The 15,843-nt window shown below is 45.5% G+C and carries 12 protein-coding genes; all 12 read right to left on the reverse strand.

The window, feature by feature from the left end:
* Nucleotides 1-2: 2 nt before the first annotated feature.
* On the reverse strand, nucleotides 3-1,394 hold the full coding sequence (gene scfB / locus AAAT93_RS13070; protein WP_021986092.1) for a thioether cross-link-forming SCIFF peptide maturase: 1,392 nt from the start codon (nucleotides 1,392-1,394) through the stop codon (nucleotides 3-5).
* 105 nt (nucleotides 1,395-1,499) lie between these two features.
* Entirely contained in the window at nucleotides 1,500-1,640 is a 141-nt protein-coding gene (gene scfA / locus AAAT93_RS13075; protein ID WP_021986091.1) for a six-cysteine ranthipeptide SCIFF, read from the reverse strand.
* Between the two features lie 109 nt (nucleotides 1,641-1,749).
* A complete protein-coding gene (locus AAAT93_RS13080; protein WP_227573181.1) occupies nucleotides 1,750-2,109 on the reverse strand; it encodes a TIGR04086 family membrane protein in 360 nt (119 codons plus the stop codon).
* Nucleotides 2,110-2,209: 100 nt separating this feature from the next.
* Nucleotides 2,210-3,412 (reverse strand): cation:proton antiporter, encoded by a 1,203-nt coding sequence (locus tag AAAT93_RS13085; protein ID WP_227573182.1) that lies wholly within the window; start codon nucleotides 3,410-3,412, stop codon nucleotides 2,210-2,212.
* A 2-nt stretch (nucleotides 3,413-3,414) separates the two neighbouring features.
* On the reverse strand, nucleotides 3,415-3,762 hold the full coding sequence (locus AAAT93_RS13090; RefSeq protein WP_021986088.1) for a hypothetical protein: 348 nt from the start codon (nucleotides 3,760-3,762) through the stop codon (nucleotides 3,415-3,417).
* Nucleotides 3,763-3,975: 213 nt separating this feature from the next.
* Complete coding sequence (locus AAAT93_RS13095) at nucleotides 3,976-4,629, reverse strand: HAD family hydrolase (protein WP_021986087.1); 654 nt, start codon at nucleotides 4,627-4,629, stop codon at nucleotides 3,976-3,978.
* A gap of 5 nt (nucleotides 4,630-4,634) precedes the next feature.
* Complete coding sequence (locus tag AAAT93_RS13100; protein ID WP_021986086.1) at nucleotides 4,635-5,366, reverse strand: PP2C family protein-serine/threonine phosphatase; 732 nt, start codon at nucleotides 5,364-5,366, stop codon at nucleotides 4,635-4,637.
* Nucleotides 5,367-5,498: 132 nt separating this feature from the next.
* Nucleotides 5,499-10,319: an Ig-like domain-containing protein gene (locus AAAT93_RS13105; protein ID WP_227573183.1), complete on the reverse strand. Its 4,821-nt coding sequence runs from the start codon at nucleotides 10,317-10,319 to the stop codon at nucleotides 5,499-5,501.
* Between the two features lie 7 nt (nucleotides 10,320-10,326).
* Nucleotides 10,327-11,166, reverse strand: coding sequence for a hypothetical protein (locus AAAT93_RS13110; protein WP_118374635.1), 840 nt, complete (start codon nucleotides 11,164-11,166; stop codon nucleotides 10,327-10,329).
* 5 nt (nucleotides 11,167-11,171) lie between these two features.
* Nucleotides 11,172-13,376 carry a protein kinase domain-containing protein gene (locus AAAT93_RS13115; RefSeq protein ID WP_196021375.1) on the reverse strand — a complete coding sequence of 735 codons (2,205 nt, stop codon included), beginning with the start codon at nucleotides 13,374-13,376 and terminating at the stop codon, nucleotides 11,172-11,174.
* Between the two features lie 17 nt (nucleotides 13,377-13,393).
* Entirely contained in the window at nucleotides 13,394-14,164 is a 771-nt protein-coding gene (locus AAAT93_RS13120; RefSeq protein ID WP_021986082.1) for a PP2C family protein-serine/threonine phosphatase, read from the reverse strand.
* A 1-nt stretch (nucleotide 14,165) separates the two neighbouring features.
* A complete protein-coding gene (locus AAAT93_RS13125; RefSeq protein ID WP_304503909.1) occupies nucleotides 14,166-15,824 on the reverse strand; it encodes an FHA domain-containing protein in 1,659 nt (552 codons plus the stop codon).
* Nucleotides 15,825-15,843 lie beyond the last annotated feature (19 nt).

Genomic DNA, 15,843 nt, shown 5'->3' on the forward strand with positions numbered 1-15,843 from the left:
TTTTACTCTGCCGCTTCGTCTTCTTCGTCATCCGCCAGAGCTGCTTTCATCATAATGGCACATTCGACACGTTTCCGCTGCAATTCACAACCCACATCGTATGCGTCTAATATATTGCCATGGAACTGATACGAATTCGCTGCACAGCCGCCACTGCAATAAAATCTTGCGAAGCAATCCTTGCATTTGTCCTTGGCATAGACATTGCAAAGCTTGAATTCTTCCACGATATCGTTTCGTTCTACACCATGGAATACATCACCCAGTTTGAACTCATCGTGTCCAACAAACTGATGACACGGATACAGATCTCCAGTTGGTGTCACTGCCAGATACTCCGTACCGGAACCACATCCAGACAGACGCTTGTACACACACGGACCACCATTTAAGTCGAGCTTGTAATGGAAGAATGTCACTGGTTTTCCTTCCTTCTGCCGGCGGATCAGATCAACTGCCAGCTTGTCATACTGCTCGAAAATCGTTGGTAAATCTTCCTCGCGGATCGCATAATCATTCTCATCTGGTGTGACAACCGGCTCAATGGAAATCTCCTTGAATCCAAGCTCGGTCATCAATTCAAAATCCTTCGTAAAGTCCAGATTGTTTCTCGTAAATGTACCGCGCACATAATAGCTCTTATCGCCGCGCTTCTCCACGAACTTCTGGAACTTCGGCACAATAATGTCATAGCTTCCCTTTCCATTTCTGGTTGGCCGCATCATGTCATTAATCTCTTTTCTGCCGTCGAGACTCAATACAACGTTTGAAATCTCTCTGTTGCAGAAATCAATGACTTCATCATTTAACAGCATACCATTTGTCGTCAGGGTGAAACGGAAGTTCTTATTTGCCGCCTTCTCCTTGCTTCGTCCATATGCTACGATTTCCTTCACCACATCAAAGTTCATCAACGGCTCACCGCCGAAGAAATCAACTTCAAGGTTTACACGGTTTCCGGAATTCTCTATCAAAAAGTCAATCGCCTGCTTGCCAACTTCCAGACTCATAAGTTCCCGTTTCTGACCATGATATTCTCCCTCATCTGCGAAACAATACTTGCAGGCAAGGTTACAATCATGTGCAATATGTAAGCAAAGCGCCTTGACTACGGTCTTTCTCTTCTTAAAATCGATAATGACATCCTTGAACACATCTTCCGTGAATAACAGTTCCTTTTCTTCTAACTCGGAAATGTCGGAATACGCATCCTTGATATCTTCCTTACTATAGGTATCTCCATACTTCTCTAAAATTGCCTGTTCAATCTCTTCGAATTTCTTATCCTTGTACATCGCAATCATATCATATACAAGGTCATCCACTACATGTACGGAGCCGCTGCACACATCAAGCACGATATTATACCCATTGTTCTTGTACTGGTGTACCACTTTCTTAGTCACTCCTATTTCTCTTATTCATTAAGGAAAGGGGACATCGCAGGATATCCCCTTTTCTTGTGCGAAGTGTATGTATTACACTTTCTTTATCTGTAATTAGTTGTTCTCGCAGCTCTGGTTACCAACTGTACAGCTTGTCTTACATGCTGACTGGCAAGATGTCTGGCATTCGCCGCAACCACCCTTAACTACAGTGCTCTTCATTGTCTTTTCTGTCAAAGTTTTGATTCTCTTCATCTTTATCGCCTCCTACTAGCATTATTAATGGATATTTTATCACATGTCCTGTCATTTGTCATCATTATTTTTTTACATTCTACTTGTAAATACGCATTTCTGCCATGTTTTATGACAGAAATGCACCGATTGCCCCTCCACCGAGGCAGATCAATGTATTAAGCAACCCGGATTGTATGATTCCCTGTGCATTTCCACGCACGATCAAAGATAACACAAGCAGGAGCACCGCATAGAACAATCCGAGCAACGCGCCCCACAACAACCGCTTTACTTCCATGCATTTACCGATGAAGAATCCGCCGATGGCACTCGACAGCAGATAGATAAACACAACACCCAGTTCTACAACATTCTCACTCAATCCCAGCTTATACAATGCAAATGCCAGAATTAAAAGCAAAAGCCCGGTCACAATGTACGCTGCAACCAGTGCCTTTAAAACACAAAACGCAACCCGTTTTTCCATATAGACTCCCATTCGTCCGGTGTGGCAGACCGCCATACCCACTTGCTTTGGTTATATATATGAAAAATGAGTTGCGTTTATTACTTTCTATTTCACTTATTTACGCTTTCGCACTGGCTTTTTTCTTTGGTTCCTCCACGAGTTCCCCCGCCTTCTTCAAGGCAAGCTTCGTGATGACCGGTCCGATCAGCTCATAGATTACGACACCACACAACACGATTGTCTGGATCTGTGCGGCATACTGCGGCAGAGATTTTCCGGCAGAGGTTGCAAGTCCGATGGCAACACCCTCCTGTGGCACCAGAGTCAGGCCCAGCCATTTCTGGACAACCTTCGGTGCCTTCGAGATCTTCGCCCCGAACGCTGCCCCCAGCGCTTTACCAATGATACGACCTACGACATAGACCGCTCCAACAACTCCGACAGATACAATGACCGTGACATCCAGCGATGCTCCGGACAAGATGAAGAACATCATGTAAATCGGTGGCGTGATCCGGTCCAGCGGCTCATAGATCTTGTCGCTCTGCTTTGAAATATTCGCAAAGATCGTACTAAGCATCATGCATGCAAGCAATGACGAAAATCCTACCATATCAGAAACGCCCACGCACAGGCAGATCATCATGATTGTGATTGCAAGCCGGTTTCCACGTCCGGTATAAACTTTTACAAGCAGCGTCATGATCACGCCAAGCACCGCGCCGAATAACAAACCGCCGAATATCTCGACACAAGGGGCAATCAGAAGCTTGCTTACCGGTGCACTTCCGCTTGAGCTGATCACATTGGCTACTGCCATCGAAAGTCCATATGCAATCAATGCCACCGCATCATCAAGTGCCACGACCGGAAGCAGGGTGCTTGTCACAGGGCCTTTTGTTTTATACTGCTTCACGATCATCATCGTAGATGCTGCCGCCGTCGCAGATGCAATCGCGCCAAGCGCCAGTGCAAAGCTGACATTATATCCGAGCATAAGCAGAATTGTATCTACAACAAGTACTGCTCCCACACCTTCTGTAATTCCTATCACGAGCGGGGCTTTCCCTACTTTCTTCAAAAAGGTTGTTTTAAACTCCGCACCAATCGAAAAAGCAATGCATCCGAGCGCCAGCTCTGTCACCAAATCCATATGATCAATCAGTTCTTCACTCAGAAGCTTCAGACAGTTTGGACCGATTAAAAGTCCAATCACCAGGTATCCGGTTACGTTCGGGAGTCGCATCTGTTTGACAATCTTACCCGCAATCAATGCTGCCAGCAGCATGATTCCCAAATACGTTAATATATTCAAATCCATGATTACGCACCCAAGCCTTCCACAAATGATACCGGAAGTGCAAACATAATTCCGGTGTTCGGCTTGTCCAGTCCGATCACATCGTTGATTGTCTTGCGTGCCTTCTTCATTTCTTCATCATCTACGACAAAGAACATCATCTTTACCACTTCATGATCGTCATCATCCGCAAGGATGGAACGAAGCATTCCAAAGATCGGAAGGTCATCCATCTTCTCGACAACACTCGCCATACCGGTACCATCAACGATCGTACCTCCATGAATCCCTTCTTCTACCAGTTCCTTGCAGATCTCGCTTACCAGATCCTCATGTTTCAAAATAACAACCAGCAAATTCATGTTACTCATCTCTCTATCCTCCATATTATTCTCGTATCGAACAAGATATATTTTATTCCAAAGATGTATGTAGATATGATTCTACACAGACACGCTCTCGCTCGGTTCAGCACGCAATGGTACTAAACTCACTACGTTCGTTAAGTGCCAGCGTGCTTCAACGGTCTGTTTTAGAATCATATCTACATACATCTTCCATCTACATAGTGGTCTTGTTCGACACTATATTAACTCCTTCAGACGGTCGATGCGTCCGAATTCATATACTTTCTTAGCGTATTGTTTCGTGGTGTCGTTCGGCTCGATCAGATCGATCACCATAACCGGATACATGCCGGCACGCCCCGCCGATACGATTCCGTTGATGGAATCCTCCACGGCGATTGCCTCCTCCGGTCTTACATCCAGCATCTCACACGCTTTCAGGTAAATATCCGGTGCAGGCTTACCATGTGCAACCGTATCTCCGAACACCAGCTCATCAAAATACCGGTCAATATGATGCGCCTTCAGATATCCCGTGGCACGTTCACGCACCGTAGAAGTTGCAAGTCCAACCTTAACACCTTTTTCTTTCAGATATTTTAATGTATCTGCGACGCCCGGCTTTAGTTCCACGCCGTGTGCCCGGATATGCGCGTCCAGCTTGTTCACGACCGCTTCCCGAAAATCAAAATAATCAATTCCCATACCGACGACATCTTCAAAGCTCTTCTTGTTTGTGTACTTCGTGCCACCCGCGATACGCTCGCAGGCAACGACCATCACATCATCCGGGATTCCCAGCTTCTTGCCTTCCTCTAACTGAAATCTCCTGTATAATTTTTCCGTGTCCGTAATGACACCATCCATATCAAATACAACTGCCCGAAACATCTTCTTTATTCCTCCACGCGGACAACGATTGCAGAATAATTATCCGTCTTTGTCATGTCTGCCCGCTTCAGCACGTATTTTCCCATTGCATCTAACCAAGCCTGTGCAGAGGACGCTTCCTTGTATGTGGCAAGCATCTCTTCCTCATAGACATACTCCCAGAAACCATCCGTCATCAACACAAACGCCTGTGTCTCTCCGCGCTCCACAACCGCACTTATATCATACGTTTTCGTCCCCCACTGTGCGCCCATCGCACGCAGCAGCTTGTTCCGATCCTCGTGCGTACGGATCTCGGATTCCCTGATCTCTCCGGTATCGCATAGAATCTGTACTAAGCTATGGTCACGCGTTCTCTGATATTTTGTTCCATTCTCGTAAATCCGATACAACCGGCTGTCCCCGATATGCGCCCACTGTATCAGGTCCGGTGTGATTACAAGCACAACTGCCGTTGTCTTCATGGAGTTGCACAGATCCCGCCGCACCTGTTCTTCCAGTAATTCTTTTTGTGCCTGTTCCAATGCATCCTTGAAAAATCCGGCATAGTAGCCCTGTTTTTCAAATCCCTTTGCTATGCTTTCTGCGACCAGCTCCGATGCTATTTCCCCGCAGGCATGCCCGCCAAGTCCATCACACAAGATCAGGCAGAGCTGTTCTTCGTATGTTGCTTTCCGTATGTAATCCTCGTTGTGATCTCTTCCCCCTTGCTTTGTCAGCATCGCAACGTCTACCATGCGCCAACCTCCTACCAATTTTCCCTGTTACCGTTTTCGCTTTTCTGATTATAATATGCCCAGCGGTAGTTTGCAAGCAAAACAGGAGCATGTTTCCATGCTCCTGCCTGTGTAACCTGGTTTTATCTCCGGTTAATTATTCTTTTTCTTCTTTGCTGCCAGAATAATTGCAATTCCACCGCCAAGCACTGCAAGAACGCCAACACCAATCAATACATACAGAAGTACATGACTCTTCTCTCCATATGTAAAGCTGATCGTCTGTTCTGCTTCATTTCCGGCATCATCATGTGCCTTCATTGTAAGCTTATAGTCGCCCTTTTCCGTAACTGTAATCGCTGCAGCATTGTCCTTGATCTCAACTGGAGAACCATTGAGCGTTACCTCATCCAGAGTATCCTCATCCAACTGAAGGGATACGTTGATGTCGTACTGCTCGTTCTTGATCTCTCCATCTTCTACACCCGTTACAATAAAGGTTGGTGCCTTTGTATCCAGATTGAAGTTTACTGTTTTCTCAGTTGCATTTCCAAGTTCATCTTCGGCTGTAATCTTCATCTCATATGCGCCGTCCTCGACTTCGGATGTTCCGTCATACTCGCTACCATTCAAGTACATATGTGCATCGCAGACAGTCAGGTCATAGATAATGTCGTTCAGATCGTAATCCCATGCAAAGGATGTCAGAGTTCCTTCATATGCGCTCATGACCTTTGGATCAATCACTGGTTTTGTCTTATCAATCGTGAAGGAAACCTCCTGTGTATCCTCATTACCTGCGGCATCCTTACAGTTTATCTGAATCTTATAAATACCATCCTCTGTAAATGTGTTTCGGATCAGCGTCGTTGCTGCTGTCGGATTATATCCGGTAATCTGCAGATCCTCTGTTTTTTCCTTATAAGATGTTGGATCAAGATATGTTCTTGTTGCCTGAATCGTTACAGACTTTGTCAGATAGAAGTCCTCCTCGATCTGTGCCTGGAACTCTACCTGCTTTGTTGTCTTGTCGTTATTTGACACGCCACTCAGCGTAATGATTGGCTTGCCTGTATCAATTCTTACCGTATAGCTGGTTGCCTCTGCGGTATGTCCAGCACGGTCTTTACCGGTAAATGTTACCTGATACTCACCTGTCTCACTAAGTGTCTCTGTCATCGTTGTCACACGTGCAGTTGGCTTGAAGTCGATGGTCTTGTAAGCGGCTTCTGCCACACTGTCGTTTGCTTTTCTTGTGATCGTGATCGTACCAGATGCATCCCACCAGAATGCCTCTGTCATACTAAATGTCAGGGTTGTTCCTGCGTTCAGTGTCGAACCGGAAGCAGTTCCTGTAATCTGCAGTTCTGGTGCTGTCTTATCAACACGGAACTGTACATTTCTTTCTGCACTTCGGTTTCCTGCCTTGTCCACAGAATATACCTTTACCTGATAATCAGCCTCATCTGTATAGCCAAATACCCGGTTATCTGTCTTCAATACATCCGCGGTTACCGGAAGCTGATCCGGTACTGTCTTAATCAGCTGGTAATTGAAATCATGTACGTCTTCGTTTGCGTCGCTTACAGAGAAAGCAACCGTTGCATCGGAAGTCAGATCAACAACGCCCATATTCTCAGAGTAAACCATACCTCCATTGATCACTGCAGCAATATTCGGTGCCTCTGTATCCTTGATAAATACAACCTGCTTTTCAGCAGCATTGTTGCCTGCATCATCCTGTGCATTGATCTTGATTACACGTGCACCAATACCGGTTGAAACATAGCTTGCCCGGTACTTGTTAGATGTACCGATTCGCTGCCATGTTACATTTACCACGTTGTTATTATCTGTTACTCTTACGCCGGAAGCTGAGATATTCTCATCCTCATAAGTAAGCTCTACCGTTACATTAGAACGATAGAAGTAATCGCAAACAGTTCCATCGAAGTTCTTTCCTGGCTGCTTGCCAGCAGTTGTACCCCCGGAAATCTTTGCTGTAACAACCGGGATTGTGTTATCCACGCGGAACTTCATCGTCTTGGAATCAATGTTTCCTGCCTTGTCTGACACATTGACTGTCACGGTGTAGTCACCATCTGCGGCTTTCTTGCCGATCAGGTTATTCAATGTGAAGCTGTTTTCCTGGCTGACATTTACCAGTTCCTTTGCTCCACTCAGATTTGTTGTCACATCGGTGTCTGGTCCCTTCACTGTGATCGTCGCCTGATTGATTGTCAGGTTATCCGATACCGTTGTCTTGATCAGTACCTCGCCATCCAATGGCTGTGTAATGTTTGTTTTTCCATTGACTGTCAATTCAGCCTTAGGATTTGTCTTATCGACCTTGATCTTATACAGATTGTTTGGAAGCTGGTTCTCACTTGCATCCTGTGCATTAAACACAAGAGATGTACCTGTAATTCCTGCTGACTCTGGAATCGCAATCGTTCCGTTCACAGAAGTCTGCGTTCCATTCAATGTGATTTCCTTGTCTGTTACATTTGCCTTGCTTCCTGCCAGAGAATAACCGGCATTTGCAAGTGGCGATTCCACGCCATTATCACCAGAAGTAATCGTATAATTGATTGTATATTCCTTATACCATGTGCTGTCGTTTGCCTCATTGATCGATACGGTTGGATTCGTACGGTCATATAAAATTGTACCAAGTGTTTTAGATGCATCCTGTGGGTAACGAATCTTCTGTGCATTTCCATCTATCACATTCAGATACATACTATCCAGCTGTGCATTTATATCCGTCTTAGCAGGCAATTCAAATTTCACCGTTGTGCTGTAACGATGACTGTCTGGATTTTTGTCATTATCAGAGTCAGCAACATCCTTTACCTGGTCATTCGTACCACCTGCAATCAGTTCAAATTTCTTCACAACGTAAGCAGAGCTTGCAGTCACTTGCAGCTGATATTTTTTATTGGTATTCTTTCCTGCCAAAACATCGCTTGTTACATCGTTTCCAGCTGCATCTATAATCACACAGTTATCTACGCGCAGGGTATCATCAATCTTTGTAACTCCACGAAGTGTCAAAGTCGTTGATGGATTGCCCGCGTTATCTATTGCTGAAACTGCGACCGAATATGGAAGAGTCACATTTAGCTCACCCGATGGAATATTGAATACATACTTATTACCCGATTCAAATGTGAAGTCTCCTTTGTCTGAGCTTACTTTCGCAACACCGCTCAAATCATCGGTTACTTCTACCATATATCTATACTCTGTATCCAGTTCTGTAACAATCGCTGTTTCTAAACTGCCATCGGCTACATCTTCCCATGTACTGCTTCCATTCTTTTTCTTCTGGATAACCGGATTTTTTACTTCTGGAGCAGTTGCATCGTACATGATATCTTTTATAGATTTATTATCTAACAGTATTGTATTTGTGTCTTTTTCATATACAGCAATCTTCAATCCAGAAAAGTTTGTAGATGCAATATTTGCATCTGTTGGGATCTGAATCTTCGCTGTAACAGAATATACACGTTTCACACTCTCTGCATTTGTAACTGGAGCTACATCTGCAAAAGAAACATCATCTCCACTTTTTACCTCTACCTTGCCTACATTTTTGGTAGATTCCAGTGTAATTTCAATCGTCTTTGGCTCACGGATGATTGCATCACTTATAAGAAGATCTCCATCCTCACCTAAGAATTTAACACTCTTAATCTCTGTAGAGTCCGTAACCTGATGAAGTTTTACCGGATATGTGAATGTTTCTGACTTATTTCCCTTATTATCTTCGGCTGTCACTGTAATTGTGTTATCGCCTTCTGCTAAATCTGTTTTCTGAATTGCGATCTCATAATTACCCGTTGTCGCATTCTTGCTGGCTGAAAATGGCTTTGAAGTATCGCCATTCAAATATGCAGTAACATTTTTTACTCCAGATGCATCTTGATTTTCTGCTGCTACATCCTCTACCTTTACAGTGAAACGATAATAATCTTTGTTTCCATAATATACACCATTGTCATCTGTGTGTCCTGCATCAAATGCAGCGTATGCATTCCCATCTTCTGACTGCTCTTCTGTAACCTTTGCAATCGTCGGTGCCTGTGTATCGTTACTCATATGAGCAGTGCCTGCTTCTATATATTCCAGAACCTGTGATGATGCATTATCAATCAATGCTGCGTATGCGTAAACTTGCTTTCCGTTATTCTCTGCATCTGCTGAAATTGTAAACTCTCCAGAATTCCTAGTATAACTTGTTGCATTTACTAATTCCTCTGGCGTTGCAGGATTGTCTGTTTTTACATAATATTTTAATCTTGTGTTAGGTGGTATATCAATGGGATCCACCCATACTCCTATATATGCTTCATTTACATATCGATCCGCTGTCAGCTTATCTGTGTGCGCGTTATCACCATACAGTCCCGCAATACCTGTAAATACCGTATCCAAACATACAACATTCACTACACATTGCAATTTCCAAGAATCCGTATCTTTCGCTCTTGCATAGATTCCAATCTTTCCATTTTCTTTCACTGCATTCGCCTGTAAATCTGTCTCACCATTGTTTCCCAACGGAAACAACGAAGAAGTAACTTCTAAATCAACAGACTTATCTGCTCCATAAAAAGCAGCTCCAAGCAAAGCCAAATCTGTAGCATTGCTTTTAAGTTCTGGCAATTTTAATTTCGTTACACTCTGTACACCCTCTAACAGATATACTGTTTTTTTTGAGGTTCCCGTCACAATAGCGCCTGTATCATCTTTGTTGATTCCCATCTCAACATCCACGGTAACACCTACGGACGAATCTGTGACAACCTTTACACCAGTTCCACTTCCCCCTTCTGCTTTCGCGCCATTCTTATCACCGACATGGTTTGCAAATGGTACAATCAGCAGAGCAAAGACAACCCATAATGCTATGAGCTTCTTTACCGGGTGTTTTGAATTGTTTGATTTTGTTTCTTTTCTTTTCATCCTTTTTTCACCTACCCGACTCTATACTTTCATCTGAATGAACAACTACTATATTGTAAATTACTTTTACCTTCTTCGCTAATGTTCCGGTTGTCAGCACGCTTGTACCTTCCTCGTCATCATCTGCACGTAAAACATCAGTTGCATCACTGTCGTCATCGTCGGCACGCAATACATCGGTTGCATCACTGTCATCATCGTCCATCCGCAGAACGTCGGTTGCATCCTCATCGTCTGCATCGTCTCCCCGAAGTACATCGGTTGCTCCGTCATCTCCTTCGTCATTCCGAAGTACATCCGTTGCCCCGTCATCGCCTTCGTCATTTCGAAGTACATCCGTTGCTCCGTCATCTCCTTCGTCGTTTCGAAGTACATCCGTTGCTCCGTCATCTCCTGCCGATGTATCCCGAAGCACATCTGTTGCCTCATCATCCGCACCTGAACCGAGTACTTCTGTCTCGCCATCATCCGGTGTATCATAATCATTGATGCCCGGACGAAGGATGTCGGTCTCTTCAAACTTCTTTTCTTTCTCCTTTGATTTCTCCAACAGTTCGGTGGAATCGTTACCATTAGCCTTACGATCCTCCCGCGTAGAAACCGCTTCTTTCGCAGTGATCTTTCCACTTCCCATGTTGTAGTATTTTTCCTGTTCTTTCTTCGCTACGCTGCCCGGACTCGCTGTACCATCCTGCATTTCTTTCATTGCCTTTTTCGCAGCACTTCCGGTCAATTCTCCAATTACCTTCGGTATCTTCAATACAATGAATAACACGATCGCCGCAATCAGAAGGAGAATCGCCAGTACCAGGCCGCCATAGAAACATATCTCATATACGTTTTGCATGCTGATCACTCTCCCATCTCTGCTGACTGCGAATCATCGGAATTTGCATCCGGTGCCTGCGTCGCTTCTTCTTCGCTGATATCATAGCTACCGTCCTTCAACATCTGCAACGTATCTTTTCGTTTGTACCATGTTTTGTTGCTGTCGATGCCAAGCACGTTACCACCATCATCAAATACCTGAATCAGCTTCTTTGTCAGATCTGGAATCTTCGTCGTCCAAAGCTTCGGATCCTGCTCCTGTGCCTCACACAGACGATACAGATAATCCAGATGCTCTGCATATACGTTGTCGCTCCACTCGTTCTTTGTACCGAATACCTTTTCTGCGGCTTCGTATATCTTGAGTGCATCATCTGTCTTGCCCTGTGCGTCATAACAACGTGCTTCCGTCATCATCTTATTGTAATAAGACTGGTTATACGCGTTGACAGAGGAACCACCCAGCGAAATGCCCGGATCGCTGTCTACCTTCATCTTCAGGATTCCAATATAGTCTTCACAATAACTGATTGCCATCGAATAATATCCATTGGCAACTGTTTCATTATCTGCATTTTCCTTGGCAAGTTGCTCATAGATCATGATCAGGTTATCGTCGTAACGATAATTCATATCCATAACTGCTTCTTCGTCCAGATCATTGCCTGTGTACTCGTCCAGATCTGCAACCGCCTGTTCCATCACCGTACTTGCCTGTTCTGCGATGCTTGTCTCCGCATCCTTGCTGACGTTTGTACTGTAAATCTCGCCGATAATACGATAGTTTACGAACTTGGTTGCTTCCTGGTTCGTAAAGTTGTTCTCGTTGTAGGTTGCGAAATCATTTACCGCCTGCATCAGCTCTGATGCATCCGACGTACTGTCAGATCGCAGCTCAGAAATGGATTTGTAAAAGCCTGCAAGCTTTCCATATTCCTCGTCCTTCTCGTCAATCATGCCGAAATATTTGGCTGCCTGACTGTAAGAACGCTCTTCCTCAAAATAAGTAAGTGCCAGCTTGTAAAGCACTGCGCTGTTTTTCTCAACACCACCATGTTTACTGCTGATTCGATTGGAAACCAACGTCAACGCATCATCCAGATTCAGCGTAGATTCCGTTCCGGCCTCCTCCGCCTTGTTCGTAGCATCAATGTATGCCTGTATGTACTGCTCGTAAGCTTTTTCCTCCGAGCCATCCAGTTCGATTGCTTTCTTGAATTCCGCCGTTCCTGCTTCATAATTCTCTTCCCGGCAGTAGTTCATACCATTTTCGATATACTGGTTATAATTGTTCAGCTTAATCCGCTGCATCCCGGAATATCCGATTCCAGCTGTGATACCGGATACAACTGCCAATGCCACGGTTGCTGCAAAAAGCCCAAGCTTCTTCTTGTTCTTCTTCCGGTAGCTGTCGTCAAGCTCATCGTAATGTTCCAATGCATACATCAGCTCCGTACAGTTCTGATAACGGTCGTTCGGATCTGCCTGTGTACATTTTAAGATGATCTTCTCCAATCCAGAGGACAACATCGGATTCCACTCGCGGATCGGCTTGATCTCATACGGTGGCTCACATGGGTTCTTTCCTGTTACGATATGGTACAGAGTTGCGCCCAGATTATAGATATCTGTTCTTGCATCTGTATTGTAGATACCACGTCCCTTGGAATCACCGAACTGCTCCGGTGCCGCATAGCCTCGCGTACCAAGTGCGGTTGTATCTGCATTGTTCTCTATCTCGTACTCTTTTGCTGTACCGAAGTCGATCAGCTTTACGCCGCCCTCCGGCTTGATCATGACATTCGAAGGTTTCATATCCCGGTAGATAACCGGTGGATTCATGTTGTGCAGGTAATTCAATGCACTTGCAAGCTGCAAGCCCCACTCTACCACCAACTCCTGTGGCTGCGCGCCTTCCTTCTTCAATCGATCCTGAATCGTATCACCCTCGATATAATCCATAACAACGTAGATTGTTCCATCCTGATTGATGATATCTACGATTCGCGGCAACACCGGATGATCTACGTTCTTCAGAATATTCGCTTCTCGTTCCAATCCCTTAAGCAACGTCTTTGCGGATTTCTTTCCATCATTCTTGATCTCCTTGACCGCCCACTGCTTATTCAAACGCTTATCACGGGCAAGGTACACGATGGACATACCACCTCGACCAACTTCTGCCAAAATTTCATATTTTCCGTCTAGTACGGTTCCTTCCTTCGTCATGGCAAACCCTCTCTAAATCAAATCGTGCGAACCATTGCTACTGTGATATTATCACGTTCCCCACGGTTCTTTACTAACTCTGTCAGATATATTGCTCCATATTTCATCTTTTCCTCGTCCGTCGCCTCACCCGGTCCGATCTTCTCGATGATTTCCTCCGGTGTGATCACATGACGGAATCCGTCTGAGCAGAGCATATAAACTGCATTTCTTGTTGCAGTTCCCTTTGTAAATTCCGGCTCAACAACCGGCGATGCGCCGACACACTGCAACAGTACGCTTCGTCTCGGATCGATTTTTGCCTGTTCCGGTGTCATACGTCCCGCTGCCAGTTCTCTTGCGATAAATGTCTGGTCGTTTGTCAGCTGCTTCGCTGTCTTTGTAAGCTCATACACGCGGCTGTCGCCCACATGCACAATATAATACTGATCCTTGTACAACAGGATTGCAGATACCGTCGTACCAAGCTGCAAATGATTTTCCTCTCCATATGCGCCCAGCCGGCGATTCTGAATCTGGATAATATCATCCCACTGTGATACAAGATTCTGCTCTGTGAATGTTCCATTTTGGATTTCATCCACCAGCGTGTCATCAAACCATGTACAAAATGCTTCGATTACCTCTTTGCTGGCAACCTCGCCTTTTGCGAGTCCTCCCATGCCATCACACACGATTGCAAATGCAACATTTCCCTCTTTTGTGTTCACAACCTTGATTGCAAGAGAGTCCTGATTCGTTTCTTTTCTTGTACCTACATCGGTGTGATATGTTGCAATGTACTCCATATTACTCTCCTTTTCTCAGAAGGAATGTGAATTCCTCATCTCCCAATCGAACTTCTGTCTTATGCTTCAGAAGCACTTCCTTACCCGGCTGCAACTCTACCCCGTTTACATAGGTATGGTTTGTAGAATTGTTATCCTTAATATAGTTCACGCCATCGCGCTGGATTACAATACAATGCTCCCGGCTGATTGCGCTGTTGTTCTCTATTGCATAATCGGCTTTCGTCTTTGACTTACCGATGATAAATTCTGGTTTTGTAATATTGATGATCTCACCAGTTGATTTACGCACAAAGTGTGGAATCGGGCGTGCACCGCCAAGCTGTCCCATCAGGTTGCCGTTCTGCATCTGTGGCGCCTGTGGTCTTGGCATCTGTCCCATCATAGGCTGCCCCATCATTGGTTGTCCCATCGGAGGGCGCTGTCCACCCATCGGTGGTACTGGCTGCCCCATCATCGGCTGTCCGCCCATCGCTGGACGCTGTCCCATTGGTGGCATCTGTGGCTTTGGTATTTCCGGTTTCGGCATCTCTGGCTTTGGTGCCTCTGGTGCTGGTGCCTGTGGCTTTGGCATTTCCGGTTTCGGCATCTCTGGCTTTGGTGCCTCCGGTGCTGGTGCCTGTGGCTTTGGCATTTCCGGCTTCGGCATCTCTGGCTTTGGTGCCTCCGGTGCTGGTGCCTGTGGTTTTGGCATTTCCGGCTTCGGCATCTGCCCCATCGGTGGTACTGGCTGCCCCATTGGCTGTCCGCCCATCGGTGGTACCGGCTGTCCCATTGGCTGTCCGCCCATCGGTGGTACCGGCTGTCCCATTGGCTGTCCGCCCATCGGTGGTACCGGCTGCCCCATTGGCTGTCTGCCCATCGGTGGTACCGGCTGTCCCATCATTGGCTGTCCGCCCATCGGTGGTACTGGCTGTCCCATCATTGGCTGTCCACCCATCGGTGGCACCGGCTGTCCCATTGGCTGTCCCATCGCTGGCATACCCTGTGGACGCATGTTGTTCATCACGCCGACACGATTTACTTTTACATTCTGGTTCTGTACTTCCGGAGCTGGGGTTGTATCTGCTTCCTTCTTAAGTCCCTCGTCTCTTGTATAGAAGAGACCAAGTTTCTCCATCTCCGCATCTACAAGTCCCTTTAATTTCATATTGGAATAATGATCCGTATTGATCAAGGTCAGGATTCTTGCTACATAATCATCCTTGTCTGCTTCATCAAAGCGCATATGTGACACAATATTTCGGAAGAAATCCGGGATATCAGACTGTCCCAACGGATCCTGCTTTACAGGAACCATAATGCACTTTACTGCCTTGCTCTCAGGATCTACATAGATATAATTCAGATCGCGTACCAGATAACAGATCTGCACACCTGCTGCACCAATCTCAAATGCACACAACAGTCCCTTCAGGATTGCAAGTACATCTGCCTTCTTCAATGTCTGACGCAGCATCACTTCCAGAGAAGTGTCATGATGCACATAAGAGACAATACTTCTCTTTCCATCCTCGTCCTTGTACTGGAACGGAATAATATTTCCGAGCTGTGCAACCTTGTCTGACACTCTGTCGTCATAGACATCTGCTACTCCAAGCTGATACTCCACCAATGTCATTCCGTTTTGTTTTGTTACATTCAACTCTAACCCCTTCATTTGCTACCTCCTCATGATA

This window comes from Coprococcus hominis (ex Arizal et al. 2022), assembly GCF_040094675.1.
In the GTDB taxonomy this organism is placed as follows: Bacteria; Bacillota; Clostridia; order Lachnospirales; family Lachnospiraceae; genus Coprococcus_C; species Coprococcus_C hominis.

Excerpts from the sequence above, each read along its gene's own strand:
- scfA (WP_021986091.1), bottom strand. The coding sequence starts at position 1,640 with ATGAAGAGAATCAAAACTTTGACAGAAAAGACAATGAAGAGCACTGTA.
- AAAT93_RS13110 (WP_118374635.1), bottom strand. The coding sequence starts at position 11,166 with ATGCAAAACGTATATGAGATATGTTTCTATGGCGGCCTGGTACTGGCG.
- AAAT93_RS13085 (WP_227573182.1), bottom strand. The coding sequence starts at position 3,412 with ATGGATTTGAATATATTAACGTATTTGGGAATCATGCTGCTGGCAGCA.
- AAAT93_RS13100 (WP_021986086.1), bottom strand. The coding sequence starts at position 5,366 with ATGGTAGACGTTGCGATGCTGACAAAGCAAGGGGGAAGAGATCACAAC.
- AAAT93_RS13105 (WP_227573183.1), bottom strand. The coding sequence starts at position 10,319 with ATGAAAAGAAAAGAAACAAAATCAAACAATTCAAAACACCCGGTAAAG.
- AAAT93_RS13095 (WP_021986087.1), bottom strand. The coding sequence starts at position 4,629 with ATGTTTCGGGCAGTTGTATTTGATATGGATGGTGTCATTACGGACACG.
- AAAT93_RS13080 (WP_227573181.1), bottom strand. The coding sequence starts at position 2,109 with ATGGAAAAACGGGTTGCGTTTTGTGTTTTAAAGGCACTGGTTGCAGCG.
- AAAT93_RS13115 (WP_196021375.1), bottom strand. The coding sequence starts at position 13,376 with ATGACGAAGGAAGGAACCGTACTAGACGGAAAATATGAAATTTTGGCA.
- AAAT93_RS13090 (WP_021986088.1), bottom strand. The coding sequence starts at position 3,762 with ATGAGTAACATGAATTTGCTGGTTGTTATTTTGAAACATGAGGATCTG.
- AAAT93_RS13120 (WP_021986082.1), bottom strand. The coding sequence starts at position 14,164 with ATGGAGTACATTGCAACATATCACACCGATGTAGGTACAAGAAAAGAA.
- AAAT93_RS13125 (WP_304503909.1), bottom strand. The coding sequence starts at position 15,824 with ATGAAGGGGTTAGAGTTGAATGTAACAAAACAAAACGGAATGACATTG.